At 72.7% G+C, this 15,454-nt stretch carries 11 protein-coding genes; 5 read left to right on the top strand and 6 right to left on the bottom strand.

Annotated features, from left to right (window positions below; all coding sequences use genetic code 11):
* Positions 1-711 precede the first annotated feature (711 nt).
* Positions 712-2,295 (top strand): TROVE domain-containing protein, encoded by a 1,584-nt coding sequence (locus ABD841_RS08135; protein WP_344969629.1) that lies wholly within the window; start codon positions 712-714, stop codon positions 2,293-2,295.
* 246 nt (positions 2,296-2,541) lie between these two features.
* Here the strand turns inward: ABD841_RS08135 and ABD841_RS08130 are convergent, their stop codons facing one another.
* Both ABD841_RS08130 and ABD841_RS08125 read right to left on the bottom strand, forming a co-directional pair.
* Positions 2,542-3,198 (bottom strand): response regulator, encoded by a 657-nt coding sequence (locus tag ABD841_RS08130; RefSeq protein WP_344969420.1) that lies wholly within the window; start codon positions 3,196-3,198, stop codon positions 2,542-2,544.
* A gap of 40 nt (positions 3,199-3,238) precedes the next feature.
* Positions 3,239-4,456 (bottom strand): sensor histidine kinase, encoded by a 1,218-nt coding sequence (locus ABD841_RS08125; RefSeq protein ID WP_344969418.1) that lies wholly within the window; start codon positions 4,454-4,456, stop codon positions 3,239-3,241.
* Between the two features lie 120 nt (positions 4,457-4,576).
* Here ABD841_RS08125 and ABD841_RS08120 point away from each other — a divergent pair, with 120 nt between their 5' ends.
* Positions 4,577-5,752, top strand: a complete 1,176-nt coding sequence (locus tag ABD841_RS08120; RefSeq protein WP_344969416.1) for a DUF418 domain-containing protein — start codon at positions 4,577-4,579, stop codon at positions 5,750-5,752.
* Between the two features lie 241 nt (positions 5,753-5,993).
* Positions 5,994-7,271: a hypothetical protein gene (locus tag ABD841_RS08115; RefSeq protein ID WP_344969414.1), complete on the top strand. Its 1,278-nt coding sequence runs from the start codon at positions 5,994-5,996 to the stop codon at positions 7,269-7,271.
* A 76-nt stretch (positions 7,272-7,347) separates the two neighbouring features.
* Here ABD841_RS08115 and ABD841_RS08110 read toward each other — a convergent pair whose 3' ends face one another.
* The 4 genes from ABD841_RS08110 to ABD841_RS08095 form a co-directional block, all read right to left on the bottom strand.
* Positions 7,348-8,349 (bottom strand): LacI family DNA-binding transcriptional regulator, encoded by a 1,002-nt coding sequence (locus tag ABD841_RS08110; RefSeq protein ID WP_344969413.1) that lies wholly within the window; start codon positions 8,347-8,349, stop codon positions 7,348-7,350.
* Positions 8,350-8,402: 53 nt separating this feature from the next.
* Complete coding sequence (locus ABD841_RS08105; RefSeq protein WP_344969412.1) at positions 8,403-9,284, bottom strand: carbohydrate ABC transporter permease; 882 nt, start codon at positions 9,282-9,284, stop codon at positions 8,403-8,405.
* 205 nt (positions 9,285-9,489) lie between these two features.
* Positions 9,490-10,392: a carbohydrate ABC transporter permease gene (locus tag ABD841_RS08100; RefSeq protein WP_344969410.1), complete on the bottom strand. Its 903-nt coding sequence runs from the start codon at positions 10,390-10,392 to the stop codon at positions 9,490-9,492.
* Positions 10,389-11,702, bottom strand: coding sequence for an ABC transporter substrate-binding protein (locus ABD841_RS08095; protein ID WP_344969409.1), 1,314 nt, complete (start codon positions 11,700-11,702; stop codon positions 10,389-10,391). Before ABD841_RS08095 ends, ABD841_RS08100 begins: the two co-directional genes overlap by 4 nt.
* A gap of 235 nt (positions 11,703-11,937) precedes the next feature.
* Between ABD841_RS08095 and ABD841_RS08090 the strand changes: the two genes are divergently transcribed.
* Both ABD841_RS08090 and ABD841_RS08085 read left to right on the top strand, forming a co-directional pair.
* On the top strand, positions 11,938-14,064 hold the full coding sequence (locus tag ABD841_RS08090; protein WP_344969408.1) for a beta-galactosidase: 2,127 nt from the start codon (positions 11,938-11,940) through the stop codon (positions 14,062-14,064).
* Between the two features lie 202 nt (positions 14,065-14,266).
* Positions 14,267-15,382, top strand: a complete 1,116-nt coding sequence (locus tag ABD841_RS08085; protein WP_344969406.1) for a glycoside hydrolase family 53 protein — start codon at positions 14,267-14,269, stop codon at positions 15,380-15,382.
* Positions 15,383-15,454: the final 72 nt, after the last annotated feature.

Here is a 15,454-nt window from a genome sequence, read left to right as displayed (position 1 = left end):
CCCCGGAAAAGGGCGGGCCGGAGCCGTTTTCGCAAATCGGAGGCGACGACAACTCAATATTCGCTTCCCCGGTGCGCAGGCCGCGGATACTTCATGCTTCCAGACGGTGACCCGGGTTCGACTCCCGGCTCCGGCCTCGGCCGGTGTGGTGGTAACGGCAACATACCGTCGATGCCCGCAGCCGATCTCGATCTCGGGGAAGCCCATGATCCACCGGGACCTCCCCGGTGCGAAGGCAACGGTTACTTCGATTGCGAATCGAGCGGCCCGGGTTCGACTCCCGGCTCCAGCCCCGGCTGGTGTGGCGTAACGGCAGCGTGCTTTGTACCGTCGTCGGCTCCGAACTCGGGGAGGTCCCGGAAGACGTCCACGCGCCTCCCGGTGCGCGGACCGCGGTTACTTCAGGTTCGATTCCTGGCGGCCCTTCTCAGCGGGGCCGCCGCCCGATCGGCCGGGCGGACCGCGGTCGTTCCGATCTCGGGAGGAGCACGGCTCCACGCGCGTGCCCGGTGCGCAGGGGAGGGCTACTTCCGCTGTCAACGGGGAGGCCGCCGGTTCGAATCCGGTCGCGGCTCCGGCCGCGTAGCTCAGTGGCCCAGAGCGCCATGTGCCTTCCGCGCCCTCGACCTCGGGCACGCCCACGTGGAGACGGGCTCCCCTCGCCGCGCCCTCCGTGGAGGGCGCGGAACTCGTAGAGAAAGGCCCGTGTCCATGTCCAAGTTCAACACCACGGCCTCCCGGGCGTCCGGCTCCAGCCCGGTGAAGACCGAGCGCCGGCCGTCCGGCGTCACCCACGAGGGCGCCCCCGGATACGTCCGGGACGCCAAGGGCGAGCTGTTCCTGCTCGCGGTGTCGAACATGGTCGGCGAGGACACCTTCTACGAGAGGGCACGCGACCGCGACGACCGCTTCGAGCGCCTCGTCCACCAGGTGGCGGTCGAGGACGGCGAGTGGCTGTCCCGCTTCCTGCCGTGGCTGCGGACGACGGCGAACATGCGCACCGCCCCGGTCGTCGCCGCCCTGGAGGCCGTCAGGGCGCGGCTGGCCGCCGGACTGCACGGCCTCAACCGGCAGCTGGTGGACGGCGTCCTGCAGCGCGCCGACGAGCCGGGCGAGGCGCTCGCGTACTGGACGTCCCGGTACGGCCGCGCGGTGCCCAAGCCGGTCAAGCGCGGCCTGGCCGACGCCGTCCGGCGCCTCTACAACGAGCGCAGCCTGCTCAAGTACGACACCGCGAGCAAGGGCTTCCGTTTCGCGGACGTCATCGACCTCGTCCACCCCGCCCCGGCGGCGGACAAGGCATGGCAGGGCGAGCTGTTCGCGCACGCCCTCGACCGCAGGCACGACCGCGAGGGCAAACCGATCCCGGACTCCCTGACGGTGCTGCGGGCCCGCGCCGAGCTGGCGGAACTGCCGGTCGAGGAGCGCCGCGCCGTCCTGGCCGACCCCGGCCGCCTCGCCGCCGCAGGCATGACCTGGGAGGCGCTCGCCGGGTGGCTCCAGGGCCCCATGGACCGGCAGGCGTGGGAGGCGGTCATCCCGTCGATGGGCTACATGGCGCTCATCCGCAACCTGAGGAACTTCGACGCGGCGGGCGTCTCCGACGAGGTCGCCGAGCGGGTCGCGGCCCGGATCGCCGACCCGGAGCAGGTCGCCCGGTCGCGGCAGCTGCCGTTCCGGTTCTACTCCGCGTACCGGAACGCGCCGTCGGGGCGCTGGAGCCGGGCGCTGGACAGGGCGCTGACGCTGGCGACGGGCAACGTGCCGTCGTTCGGCGGCCGGACGCTCGTCCTCGTCGACACCTCGTCGTCGATGACGGGCGGCGCGGTCTCCAGGCGCTCCACCGTCACGCCCGCCCAGGCCGCGGCCCTGTTCGGCGTCGCGCTCGCCGCCCGCGGCGAGCGGGTGGACCTGTACGGCTTCGCCGACGGCGTGTTCCGGCACGAGGTCGGCCGCGGGGCGCCGGTGCTGGAGGAGATGGACCGGTTCTGCAAGCGGATCGGCGAGGTGGGACACGGCACGCAGATCGCGGACTCCGTCCGCCGCACCTACGAGGGGCACGACCGGGTCGTCATCCTGTCGGACATGCAGACCATGAGCGGCTACTACGGCGCCGAGGTGACCGACACGGCACCGAGCCACGTGCCGATGTACGGGTTCAACCTGCAGGGCTACCGGCGCGCGGCGATGCCGACCGGGTCGGGCAACCGCCACGAGTTCGGCGGCTTCTCCGACGCGACGTTCCGGCTGATCCCGCTGCTGGAGGCGGGCCGCAGCGCCGGTTGGCCGTTCTGACCGGGTGTCCATACGTTGTTCCGGTGTCGGTGCGTGTTCCGGCGTCCGTGCGCGTTCCGGTGCCCGTACGCGCCGCGGGGGCGCGTACGGGCGTCGCGCGCCGGACGCTTCGCCGGACGGGCGACGCCTTGCCTGACGGGGCACCCGGGGAAGTCCCGGGCAGGTCGGGGCACGCCAGGGCGGAGCCCCGGCGGGGAAGAGCTTTCCTCACCGGGGCACACCGGGGTCATCGGGCGGTGGGGCCTTTCACCAGGCGCCCATCAGGCCGCTCTCCCAGGCCCAGGAGGCGATCTCGACCCGGTTGCGGACGCCGAGCTTGGCCATGATGGTGGAGACGTGGCCTTTGACCGTGCTGAGCGAGATGAACAGCTCGGCGGCGATCTCCTGGTTGGTGCGGCCTCTGGCGATCGCCCGGACGACCTCGGTCTCCCGCTCCGACAGCGGCTGCGCGGGCCGGCGGGCGGCCGGGGCGCCGGAGGACGTCACATGGCGCAGCAGCCGCAGGGTGATCGACGGGGAGATGAGCGCGTCCCCGGCGTGCGCCGCCCGTACGGCCCCCACCAGCAGGTCCGGTCCGGCGTCCTTGAGCACGAAGCCGACGGCGCCGCCGCGGAGCGCGCCGTAGACGTACTCGTCGAGGTCGAACGTGGTGACCACGACCACCCGCAGCGGAGCGGGCACGCCGGGCCCGGCCAGGGCGCGGGTGACCGCGATGCCGTCGAGGCGGGGCATCTGGACGTCGACCAGGCACACGTCCGGGCGCAGCCGCCGGGCCAGGGTGACCGCCTCGTCGCCGTCGGCGGCCTCGGCGACGACCTCGATGCCGGGCTGGTCCTCGAGGATGACGCGCAGGCTGGCGCGTACCATCGCCTGGTCGTCGGCCAGCAGGACGCTGATCGTCATGGGCGCCCCCGCCGGGTCGTCATCGGCCCTTCCGGGACGGTCATAGTCGCTCCCCGGGATGGTCGTCGACGTTCCGGGCGGGCCGGCGGGTGACCGGGCGGGCGGGCAGGGGCAGGGTGGCGAGCACGGACCAGCCGCCCGGCTCCGGGCGCGGACCGGCGCGGAGTGTGCCGCCCAGGGCCTCCAGGCGTTCGCGCATGCCGAGCAGGCCGTACCCGCCGCGGCGGTGGCGCCGTGCCGGGGTGGGCAGGGCGTCGTCGGAGACCTCCACCGTGACCGTGTCGCCCTCCCTGGCGACGGTGACCTCGACGCGGCGGGCGCGCGGGGCGTGGCGGGAGATGTTCGTCAGCGACTCCTGGACCACCCGGTAGACGGTGCTGCTCACCTCGGGCGGCCAGGCCGGTTCGTCCTCACCGCCGGGCAGGCGCAGGCGTACTTCGGGTCCGTGGAAGCGCTCGACCAGGTCGGTGAGGCTCTCGTGAGGCGGCGTGGGCGGGGCGGCCTCGCGCAGCAGGCCGACGAGACGGCGAGTGGCGGCCAGCGCGTCGGAGCCGGCGGTCTCGATGCCGGACAGGGAGCCGCCCAGCCGGTCCGGCTGCTTGCGGGCGAGGATCTGGGCGGCCTGGGCCTGAAGCACGATGCCGGTGACATGGTGGGCGACGACGTCGTGCAGTTCCCTGGCGAGCCGGAGGCGCTCGTGGCGGCGTACGTCCTCGGCCATGGCCCGGCGGCGGGCGGCCAGCAGCCGTGAGCACAGCCCGATCGCGACCCCGGCGAGCCACGCGCCGGCGTTCAGCGCTGTCACAGGCGGGAGGGCGGAGGCGGACGGGCGGGCGGTGAGCAGGCCGCAGGCGATCACCACCAGCCCACCGGCCGCGACGGCGCAGGCCGGGAGGACCGGGAGCGCTCTGACCGCCGACCCGACCAGCACGGACAGGGCCAGTGCCATGGCCGGGCCGGGTTCGGCCGGCAGGTCGGCGAACCGGGAGACCAGGTTGGCGGCCACCGCGACGGCCAGGCCGGCGAGCGCCGCCCACACCCGGCCGCGCCGGCGCACCAGGGCGAGCCCGCACACGATCGCCCCGGCCACGCACCCGAACCGCCAGTAACCGCCGCCCCAGCTGTCCGCGACCCGGTAGGCCCAGAAGACCAGCAGACCGGCGAACACGGCCCCGAGCCCGGCCTCGGCCGCCATCCGCGCACCTCGGGCGCCGGTCTCGCCCGCCGGGCGCCCGCCCAGTCGATCCCGGCCGTTCACGCGCTTCAGGCTAGGCCGTCGGCCCCCGTCCTCGAACCGGCCGAAAGTACGATCTCACCCGGCGCGAACCCTGCTTTCGACCCGTGCCGCTCCGGACCCGGATCCGCAGGATGTGTCCCCATGTCACGTGAGGAATTCCCCCCGGCACGGCGAGCCCGGCACCGGCCCGGCCACCCCGAGCCCGACAGCCTTGCCGCTCCCGTACCGGAGCTGCCCGGCCCCGCCTCCCCCTCCCGGGCAGGACACCACGCCTCCCCCTCCCGGGCAGGACACCACGCCGCCGCCCCGGGGGAGCCGCGCTCGGCCGCCCGCCCTCGCATCGCCGCACTCGACGTCATCCGGGGGTTCGCCCTGTGCGGGATCCTGCTGGCCAACGTCAAACCGATCGCCCACATGGGCGACGTCGTGTCGGCCACACAGCCCGTGGTGACGACGGGCCGGGACGACGCCTGGCTGGGGCTGTTCGTCGACCAGCGCTTCTTCCCGATCTTCTCCCTGCTGTTCGGCATCGGTTTCTCGCTGCTGCTGGACTCCGCGGAAGGCCGCGTCCCCCACCCGCGGCTGCTCCTGCTGCGCCGGCTTCTGGCGCTGCTCGCCTTGGGCCTGGCACACATGTTCCTGCTGTGGCGGGGCGACATCCTGACCATCTACGCCGTCGTCGGCCTGCTGGTGCTGCTGCCCTCGACGTGGCTGCCGCGCCGGGCCGTCGCGGGGCTCGCCGCGGTCCTCATCGCGTTGCCGCCGATCCTCGGCAGCAACGGCGTGCCGCTGGTGCCCGGGCTGTTCCTGCTGGGCTCGGTGCTGACCCGGTACGGTGCGATCGACCGGATCGAGCGCTCCACCCGCGTCCCGGCCGTGCTGGGCCCGGTCTTCGCGGTGGGGGCGGTGCCCGCCCTGTGGATGCAGGTCGAGTCCGGGGCCGCCGGCGCGGGTGGTTTCAGCTCCTGGTTCGCCGTCGCCGGACTGCTGATGGCGGGCGCCTACGTGTGCGCCCTGCTGCTCCTGCTCAGAACGCCGCTCCGGCCGGTGCTCCAGGGGGTTTTCGCGCCGCTGGGCCGAATGGCGCTGACCAACTACCTGTCCGCCACGGTCCTCGTCCTGGTGGCCACCCGCCTCGTCGGTGGCTCGCCGGACGGCTGGTCCTCGGGGACGGTGCTCCTGATCGCCGGGGCCATCCTCGTCCCCCAGTGGCTGGGGTCCACGCTCTGGCTGCGCCGCTACCGTCAGGGCCCCCTGGAATGGCTCTGGCGCTGGGCCACCTGGGTCAGCCGTCCACCGCTGCGCCGCACCCCCTGACCGCCGAGAGGGCCGACCGTGGATGTCCGACCAGGTCAGAACGGCAGAAGCGATCTCCTGCCCCCCCGGGGCCGCGAGGCTCGCCACGATCGGATGGTCCCGTTCTGTTACGGTGATCTCATCCTCGTGGGGATGTTCACTCCCGTCACACAATGAGCGTCCGTTTCGCAAACAAGCCGCCGACATTCTGGAATGATCGGCTGGATATCTGTCGGACACCGAGACTGACGGACAGTGACTGATGCCCCCCATCGATCAAATCACTACCTTCGCCGCGGACCAGCCGGTCTTAACGATCATCATCGCTGTGTTCGGCCTGGTCCTCATGGCCGTGGCCTACTTCGCGCTCCGCGCGCTCCTGCGTCTTGCGGTCCACGTCTACCAGCGCCACGTCGCGCCCCGTCCTGTGGAGGACATCCTCACCATCGTCGCCGCGAGCATCGCGACGGGCGTCTCCGCCCAGGGCATGTGGCGCTTCTCCAGCGACGTCCTCGGCTTCGACGGGCCGCTGCGGCTGCTGCTCTTCGCCTTCATCGAGGTCGCCGTCATCACCAGCGCCGTCCGGGCCCGCCGCAACATGAGGGAGAACTTCTCCGCGGGCATCGACGGGGTCGCCGTGTGGGTGCTCACCGGCCTGACGGCGGTGCTGTCGAGCATGGACGCCCGCAGCCCGGCCGAGGCCGTCTTCCGGCTCGCCGCGCCGCTGGTGGCGGCCTGGCTCTGGGAGCGGGGCATGGCGATCGAGCGGCACCGCATCACGGGGCGGGCCCGCATCAACTGGCGGATCACCCCGGAGCGGGCGCTGGTCCGCATCGGGCTGGCCGAGGTCAGCGACCGGACGGCGAGCGAGGTCGACGCCCACCGCAGGCTGACCCGGGTCGCGCTGGCCGCCAAGCGGGCCCGCGCGCTGCGCGCCTCCGGGGCCTCGGAGCGGAAGATGCGCGCGGCGCTCGCCAAGCTGGATCGTGCCATGGACCAGGCGGTGGAGCACAGCGGGCTCGCGGTCGACTCCGCGCGGCAGGAGGCGCTGCTCTCCCAGATCGGGGCGCTCTACAACACCTCCGCCCTGATCGACCTGACCCCGCCGGTGCCGTGGGAGCCGGAGCGGGAGGAGCCTCCGGCGCGCCGGGTCGTGCCCCTGCGCCCGGCCGTGTCCGCCGACCCGTCCGTGGCGATCTCGATCGACGATGACGACGACGATGAGCCGCACGTGGTGGACGACACCCCGCCGCCGGTCGTCGACACCGCGCAGCGCGCGGCCCTGATGCGTGCCGCGCGGGAGTACTGGGACAAGCAGATCGAGCGGAAGTTCGTGCCCCGCGCGGCCGACATCGCGCACGAGGTCGGCATCTCGTTGGCCACCGCCCGCGAGTACCGGGCGTTGTGGAAGCTGGAGCCCAAGGCGCACGCGCTGCTGGAGGCCGCCTACAACGAGCACGGCATCGTCGACACGGGCACCTTCCCCGCCATCGAGACCGAGCAGGTCCTCACCGTGAACGGCTCGTCCCCCGGCCGCTGACGGCCGCCGGCCCGGGGTTTCCGCCCGCGGTTCGGCCACCGGGATCGCGCCCCGCGGCGATCCGGCGGCCCGGAGGTCAGGCCGACTCGCGGACGATGAGGTCGGTGGGCAGGACGACCGGCTCGATGTGCTCGGTGCCGTCGATGCGCGCGAGCAGCAGGCGGACGGTCTCCTCGGCGACCCGTTCCAGGGGTTGCCGGATGGTCGTCAGCGGGGGGTGCGTGGTGAGCGCCACCGCCGAGTCGTCGAACCCGCCCACCGCGACGTCGTCCGGCACCCGCCGTCCGACCGCGCGCAGGGTGGACAGCGCGCCCGCGGCCATCAGGTCGGAGGCGACGAAGACCGCGTCGAGGTCGGGGGCGCGCTCCAGCAGCCGGGCCATGGCGCTCTCCCCGCTCAGCTGGGTCCAGTCGCCGTGCTCGATCAGCTTCTTGGACGCCTTGCGGCCGAGCACGTCGGCGAAGCCCTCCAGCCGCTGGACGCCGCCGGGCGTGTCGAGCGGGCCGGTGATGGTGGCGATCCGCCTGCGGCCCTGCTCGACCAGGTAGCGGGTCATCTGCCGGGCGCCCTCCCGGTCGTTCGCGGCGGCGTACGGGATCACGTTCTCCTTGCCGATCACCGCGCCGCAGGCGACCGCGGGGATGCGCATGGTCTCCAGCGCGTCCACCAGCGGGTCGCCCGCGTGGGTGGACATCAGCAGCACCCCGTCGGCGTGGCCGCCGCGCACGTAGCGGACCACCCGGTCGCGGTCGCCGTCGTCCCCGGCCAGCATGATGACCATGGACATGTCGCGCACCGCCAGCCGCCGGATGGCGACACGGATGGTGGTGCTGTAGTTCGGGTCCTCGAAGACCTTCTCGTGGGGTTCGGACAGCACCATGACGACCGACCCGGAGCGCTGGGTGACCAGGCTCCGGGCGTTGCGGTTGACGACGTAGCCGGTCTCGGAGATGGCCCGCTCGATGGCCACCCGCGCCGCGGTGCTCACGTACCGGTCGCCGTTGAGCACCCGGGAGACCGTGCCCCGGGAGACTCCCGCCGCCGCCGCGACGTCGTGGATGGTCGGACGTTTCGCCATGCTGCCATTGTCCCCTCGGCCGGCGGTCCGCCGGCCGTCGAACGGCCCGCCCACTAGCTTTTCACGGCCCCGCCGGCCAGGTCGGTCCGCCAGTGGCGCTGCATCGTGAGGAACAGCGCGATCAGCGGGATGATCGACAGGAACGTGCCGGTGAGGATCAGGTTGTAGAGCGACGGCTGGTTGGCCCCCGCCGCGAGCAGCGTGTACAGCCCCACGGTCAGCGGGAACTTCTGGTCGTCGCCGAGCATGATGAACGGCAGCAGGAAGTTGTTCCAGATCGCCACGAACTGGAACAGGAAGATCGTCACCATGCCCGGGACCATCAGGGGCAGGGCCACCCGGCGCAGGAGCAGCCAGTGCCCGGCCCCGTCGATGCGCCCGGCTTCCAGCAGCGCGTCGGGGACGGCGGCGGTGGCGTAGATGCGCGCGAGGTAGATGCTGTACGGGTGCAGGATCTGCGGCAGCAGGACCGACCAGTAGGTGTCGGCCAGCCCGATCTTCGAGAACAGCAGGTACTGCGGGATCGCCAGCACCACGGCGGGCACCAGGATGCCGCCGATCAGCAGGTTGAAGATCAGGTTCCGGCCGGGGAAGCGGTATTTGGCCAGGGTGTAGCCGGAGACCGCGGAGACGGCCGTGGACAGCAGCGCCCCGCCGCCCGCGTACAGCAGCGTGTTCAGCATCCACAGCCAGAACACGCCCCCGCGGTACTGCGCCAGGTCGGTGATGTTGGACAGCAGCCCGGTGCCGGGGGCGAAGGCCGGGGTGGAGAACAGCTCCGCCTTCGACTTGGTGGCGGCCACCAGCACCCAGCCGACCGGCAGCAGGCAGTAGAGCGCGCCCAGCAGCAGGATCGCGGTCGGTGCGATCCCGAGCGGGCGGCGGGGCCGCGGCGCGGCCCGGTGGCGTGTCGCGGTCAGGGTCGTGGCGGTCACCGGGCCGCACTCCTTACTGCGAGGATCGCTGCGGAGGTCGCCGGGACGGTCACCGCGGGAGGCACCGCGGGAGGCACCGCGGGAGGCACCGCGGGAGGTACCGCGGGTGGCACTGCGGGAGGTACCGCGGGCGGCACTGCGAGGGGCACCGCAGGTGGCACCGCGGGAAGCACCGTGGGGATCGCCGGGAGAGGCACGCCGGTCATCAGCCCTCCCCGAAGGCGCGGTCGCGGACGACGCGCAGGAATCCGAACGACAGGACCAGGGAGATCACCGCGATGACGATCGAGGTGGCGGCGGCCGAGTAGAGGTCGCCGGTGACGAAGGCGTCCCGGTAGACCTTCATGAGCGGGCTCCAGGTCGAGCTGATCGTGTTGGTCAGCGGCCGCAGGGTGGTCGGCTCGGTGAACACCTGGACCGTCGCGATGATCGAGAACACCGTGGTCAGGATGATCGCGGGCAGCAGAAGCGGGATCTTGATCCGCAGCGCGATCCGGACCTCGCCCGCCCCGTCGATCCGGGCGGCCTCGTAGTAGGTCCTGGGCACGGCCCGCAGCGTGGTGTAGAGCACCAGCGTGTTGAACCCGACGCCGCCCCAGACCGCGACGTTCGCCATCGAGAACACCACGGTGCCCGGGCCGAGCAGGTCGGCGTCGAGCACCTGCCGGATCGGGCTGAGGCTCGGCAGGTAGAGGAAGCCCCAGAGCAGGGTGGCGGCCACGCCGGGCACCGCGTACGGCAGGAAGACGGAGATCCTGGAGAAGCGCGCCAGCCGCACGTGCGCGGAGTCCAGCAGCAGCGCGAACAGCAGGGCGAGGCCGAGCATGACCGCCAGCACCAGCAGGCCGTACCCGAGGACCCGCAGCCAGCCGGCCCACAGCTCGCCGTCGGTGAGCGCGGCGGCGTAGTTGCCGAGCCCGGCGAAGACCTCGGTGCGCGAGCCCTTGCCCAGGCCCAGCCCGGAGACCTTGGTGCGCCGCAGGCTGAGGTAGGCCGTGTAGACGATCGGGACGGCCGTGAAGAGCGCGAACAGCGCCAGGGCCGGGGTGAGGAACAGGTAGGGGACGGCGCCCGCGGTGCGGGCGCCGCCGCTGCGTCGCACTCTCATCGGGCGAGCTGGAATCCGGACTTCTGCATGTCGGCGACGGTCGCCTCCTGCATCGTGCGGACGGCGTCGGAGAAGGGCGACCGGTTCTGGACGGCCTTGTCGAAGGCGTCCTTGAAGGCGTTGTAGGTCACGTTGACGTTGGGACCGAACGTGAAGCCCCGCGCGGTGGCGGAGATCGCGGCGGCCTGCTGCCAGAAGCCGGGCTGGTTGGCGAAGTACTCGGGGGCGTCGCCGAGCAGGGTGGCGCCCTTGGTGGCGGCCGGGTAGACCGCGCCCTCCTCGACCAGCAGTCCGAGCGCCTTGGGGTCGGTGTTGAGCCAGGTGGCGAACTTCGCGGCGGCGGCCCTGTGGGGGGACTTCGTGGCGATCGCGGTGGACGAGCCGCCCCAGAAGCCGGTGGTGCTCTCCCCGGCGCTCCACTGCGGCAGCGGCGCGATGGCCCACTTCCCCTTGCCCTTGGGCGCGTTGCTGGACAGCACGCCCGGCCCCCACACCGCCGACGGCCAGGTCAGCAGGGTGCCGTCGTTGAGTGCCTTGTTCCACTCGGGGGTGAAGTACGGCTGGTCGTCGATGACGCCCTCCTTGACGAGGCCGCCCCAGTAGTCGGCGACCTTCCTGGTGGCCTCGTCGTCGACGCCGACCTTCCACGCCTCGCCGCTGATGGACCACCACTGGGCGCCGGCCTGCTGGGCGAGGCCCGCGAAGGAGCCCGGGTCCTTGCTGGAGAAGGTGCCGAGGAAGACCTTGGGGTCCTTCTTGTGCACGGTGCGGGCGGCCTCGGCGTACTCGTCCCACGTCTTGGGGACCTCGATGCCGTACTTGTCGAACAGGTCCTTGCGGTAGTAGAGCATCATCGGCCCGCTGTCCTGGGGGACGGCGTAGACGCCGTCGGTGCCGAGCGTGACCAGCCCCCAGATCCCCTCGCCGAACTCGGCCTTCGCCTGGCCCACCTCGTTCTTCAGGTCGGCCACCGCGTCGGCGGCGACGAAGGACGGCAGCATCTGGTACTCGGCCTGGACCAGGTCCGGGGGGTTGCCCGCCTTGGCGGCGGTCAGGAACTTGGCGGCCGCGTCGTCGCCCCCGGCCTGTTTGCTGACCGTCACCCGGATGTCGGGGTTGGCCTGGTTCCAGACCGCCACGACCTTGTCCATGTTCGGGACCCAGGTCCAGTAGGTCAACGTGACCGGCCCCGAGGGGGCGGAGTTCTGCGCGGCCGGGGCGGCCGGCTCCTGGGCGGCGCCGGAGCACCCGGCGGCCAGGGCGGCGGAGAGTAGGACGGCCGCCGCCGTTGCGAGCCGGTTTTTATGCATGCGTTCCTCCGTGTCGTGGATGCCGGAGTCCGGGGGAGGGCGGGGAAGGGGCGAGGCCTGCCCGTGGACGACTTCTGTGAGCGTTCACAGAGTGAAATCCGGCATAGCGCACTGTCAATGCCCGTTACGTTCTCGTTAAATATGGCTCAGATGAGGTGATCTCACAGCAGCTCTTCCCCGCCTGTGTGCCGTCCGCTACTGTGCACGTTCACAGAATTCGTCCAAGGGGGAGCTGTTGCCTGGATATCCCGCCCTGCCGGAGGGAATCGCGTACGGGGGGGACTACAACCCCGAGCAGTGGCCGGAGGAGGTCTGGCGCGAGGACGTCCGGCTGATGCGCGAGGCCGGGGTCAACCTGGTCAGCCTCGGCATCTTCAACTGGAGCCTGCTGGAACCCGCCGAGGGCGTGTACGACTTCGGCAAGCTGGACAGGATCATCGACCTGCTCGACGCCGCGGGCGTCAAGGCCGACCTGGCGACGCCGACCTCGTCCCCGCCCGCGTGGTTCCGGAAGGCCTACCCCGGCAGCCGCGTCGTCGACCGCGAGGGCCGGGTCGTCGGGGGCGGCTCCCGGCACGGCTTCTGCCCCAGCTCACCGGAGTACGCCGCCGCCTCCGCCCGGATCGCCGAGCGGATCGCCGAGCGCTACGCCGGGCACCCGGCAGTCGTCATGTGGCATGTCCACAACGAGTACGGCTGGGCGAACGCGCGCTGCTACTGCGAGACGTCGGCCGAGGCGTTCCGCGAGTGGCTGCGCGAGCGCCACGGCGACGTGGCCACGCTCAACGCGGCCTGGGGGACCACGTTCTGGGGGCTGACCTACGGCTCCTTCGAGGAGGTGGAGCCCCCGCGGGCCGCGCCGGGGCAGCTCACGGCCCTCCAGCTCGACTACGCGCGCTTCTCCGTCGACGCCCACATCGCCAACTTCCGGCGCGAGCGCGACATCATCCGCCGCTTCAGCGACCTGCCGGTCACCACCAACTTCATGGTCCCCAACTGCGAGCCGATGGACTACTGGCGGTGGGCGGGCGAGGTGGACGTCGTCGCCAACGACCACTACCTCGACGCCGGGCGGGCCGACAACCACATCGAGCTGGCCATGGCGGCCGACCTCACCCGCTCGGTCGCCGGCGGCGAGCCGTGGATGCTCATGGAGCACTCGACCGGTGCCGTCAACTGGCAGCCGCGCAACCTCGCCAAGCGGCCCGGGGAGATGCGGCGCAACAGCCTGGCCCACGTCGCGCGGGGGTCGGACTCGGTGCTGTTCTTCCAGTGGCGCGCCTCCCGCTACGGCGCGGAGAAGTTCCACTCGGCGATGGTGCCGCACGCGGGGACCGGCTCCGAGCTCTGGCGCGACGTGGTCGCCCTCGGCGCCGACCTGCGCGGGCTGGCCGGGGTCCGCGGCTCCCGCGTCGAGGCCGAGGTCGCGCTCGTGTGGGACTGGGAGTCGTTCTGGGCGCTCGGGCTGGGCTGGCACCCCTCGGTGGACCTGGACTTCCGCGAGCGGATGGAGGCCTACTACGAGGCGCTCTGGCGCGAGCACGTCACCGTCGACTTCGTCCACCCGTCGGCCGACCTGTCGGCGTACAGGATGGTCGTCGTGCCGAGCTCCTACCTGCTCGCGGAGTCCTCCGCCAAGAACCTGCACCGCTACGTCGAGGCCGGCGGCCACCTGGTCGTCTCCTACTTCTCCGGCATCGTCGACGAGAACGACACCATCCACCCGGGCGCCTACCCGGGAGCGCTGCGCGACGTGCTCGGCATCTCGGTGGAGGAGTTCCACCCGCTGCCCGAGAAGGGGACGGTCCCGCTGGGCGGCGGGCGCCTCACCGGCCGGATCTGGTCCGAGCGGGTCCGCCTCGCCGGAGCGCGCGTCGTGCACACCTTCGCGGACGGCCCCGACGCGGGACACCCCGCGGTGACCCGCCACGATCTCGGCGCGGGAACCGCCTGGTATGTCGCGACCGCCCTCGACCCCGTTCCGGACGCCCGCGCCGCCGCCCGTCCCGGCGCGGTCCCGGACCCGGAGCCGGCCGCGGAGTCGGGCGCGGAGTCGGGCGCGGAATCGGGCGCGGGGTCGGGTACGGAGCCGGGCGTACCGGGCACGGAGTCGCACGGCGACCTGCGCGACGTCCTCCGCTCGGCCCTCGACCGGGCGGGTGTGTCCCGGCCGCGCGGCCTGCCGGACACCCTGGAGCTCGTCCGGCGAGGCCGCCACCTCTTCCTCGTCAACCACGGCGACGAGCCGGTCACGGTTCCCGGCGTGCGCGGGACCGGGGTCTTCGACGGTGCCGAGCACACGGGCTCGGCGACCGTGCCGGCCGGCGGCGTCACGGTCGTCGCGCTCGCCGGGGACGCATGATCTCCCCCGGTGCCGCGCCGGCCACCCGACCACGGCGCGTCACCGGGGGTCTTCGGGGGTTGTCCGCACCACTCCTCCGGTGGGCTGACCCGGTTCGCCCACCGATGACCCGTACGGTTCCCGCGAGCGCCGCCGCGATCGTCGCCGCGGGAGCCGTGCACCCCTCAGGAACACCACCCGTCCTCACCTGACCGGAGGAACCATGCGAAGGATTCTCGCGGCGCTGCTGCTCTGCGCCGCCGCCCTCACCACCGGGCAGCCGGCGCACGCCGCGACCGGCCCGCACCCCGACAGTCCGCCCATCATGGGCGCCGACGTCTCCAGCCTGGCCAAGTCGGAGGCGCTCGGCGGGGTCTACCGCTACGAGAACGGCAGGCGCGGCGACGCGCTGGCCATCCTGGGCTCGGCCGGGCTCAACTACGTACGGCTGAAGGTGTGGGTGAACCCGGCCGACGGCTACAACACCAAGACGCAGGTCCTGGCCGTGGCCAAGCGGGCCAAGGCCCGGGGCATGGGGCTGCTGGTCGACTTCCACTACTCCGACAGCTGGGCCGACCCCGGCAAGCAGAACAAGCCCGCCGCCTGGGCCGACCTGCCGTTCGAGGAGCTCAAGCAGGCCGTCGCCGCCCACACCCGTGACGTGCTGGGCGCGCTGAAGGCGCAGGGCACCCCGGCCGACATGGTGCAGATCGGCAACGAGCTCAACGGCGGGCTGCTCTGGCCGGACGGCCGCTGGGACAACTGGCCGAACCTGGCCGCGCTGCTCAACGCGGGCCACGACGCGGCCAAGGAGGTGTCCTCCTCGACGAAGGTGGTGCTCCACCTGGCCGACGGGGCGGACAACGACCTGTACCGCTGGTGGTTCGACACCGCCGCCGCCCACGGCGTGCGCTACGACGTGATCGGCCTGTCCTACTACTCCTACTGGCACGGGACCCTGGAGGCGTTCCGCGCCAACCTGCACGACGTCGCCGCCCGCTACGCCAAGCCGGTCGTGGTCGTGGAGACGGCCCACCCCTTCACCACCGCCGACGACGACGGCTGGGAGAACATCGTCACCTCCGCCGAGCCCTACCCCGGCTACCCGGCCACGCCGGAGGGGCAGGCCGCGATGATGCGGCAGGTGATCGAGGCCGTCCGGTCCGTCCCCGGCGGCCGGGGCCTGGGTGTCTTCTACTGGGAGGCGACCTGGACGGGCGTGCCCGGCAACGGCTGGGATCCGGCCGACCCCTCCTCCGGCAACGGCTGGGAGAACCAGGCGCTGTTCGGGTTCGACGACCGGCTCCTGCCCACGGTGCGGACGTTCACCCGGAGCTGAGGACGGTCCGCGGCGCGGCGGGCGGGGGCGTGGCGGGCGGGGGCGGCCCGGCGCCCGCGGCGCTGGTCGCCC

It is taken from the genome of Streptosporangium fragile, from assembly GCF_039534445.1.
GTDB lineage: Bacteria > Actinomycetota > Actinomycetes > Streptosporangiales > Streptosporangiaceae > Streptosporangium > Streptosporangium fragile.
This window is presented reverse-complemented; position numbering and strand designations above follow the sequence as displayed.

What these genes read in the sequence shown, in the direction of transcription:
- ABD841_RS08135 (WP_344969629.1), top strand. Translation starts at nt 712, where the DNA reads ATGTCCAAGTTCAACACCACGGCCTCCCGGGCGTCCGGCTCCAGCCCG.
- ABD841_RS08130 (WP_344969420.1), bottom strand. Translation starts at nt 3,198, where the DNA reads ATGACGATCAGCGTCCTGCTGGCCGACGACCAGGCGATGGTACGCGCC.
- ABD841_RS08120 (WP_344969416.1), top strand. Translation starts at nt 4,577, where the DNA reads ATGTCACGTGAGGAATTCCCCCCGGCACGGCGAGCCCGGCACCGGCCC.
- ABD841_RS08115 (WP_344969414.1), top strand. Translation starts at nt 5,994, where the DNA reads ATGCCCCCCATCGATCAAATCACTACCTTCGCCGCGGACCAGCCGGTC.
- ABD841_RS08110 (WP_344969413.1), bottom strand. Translation starts at nt 8,349, where the DNA reads ATGGCGAAACGTCCGACCATCCACGACGTCGCGGCGGCGGCGGGAGTC.
- ABD841_RS08100 (WP_344969410.1), bottom strand. Translation starts at nt 10,392, where the DNA reads ATGAGAGTGCGACGCAGCGGCGGCGCCCGCACCGCGGGCGCCGTCCCC.
- ABD841_RS08095 (WP_344969409.1), bottom strand. Translation starts at nt 11,702, where the DNA reads ATGCATAAAAACCGGCTCGCAACGGCGGCGGCCGTCCTACTCTCCGCC.
- ABD841_RS08085 (WP_344969406.1), top strand. Translation starts at nt 14,267, where the DNA reads ATGCGAAGGATTCTCGCGGCGCTGCTGCTCTGCGCCGCCGCCCTCACC.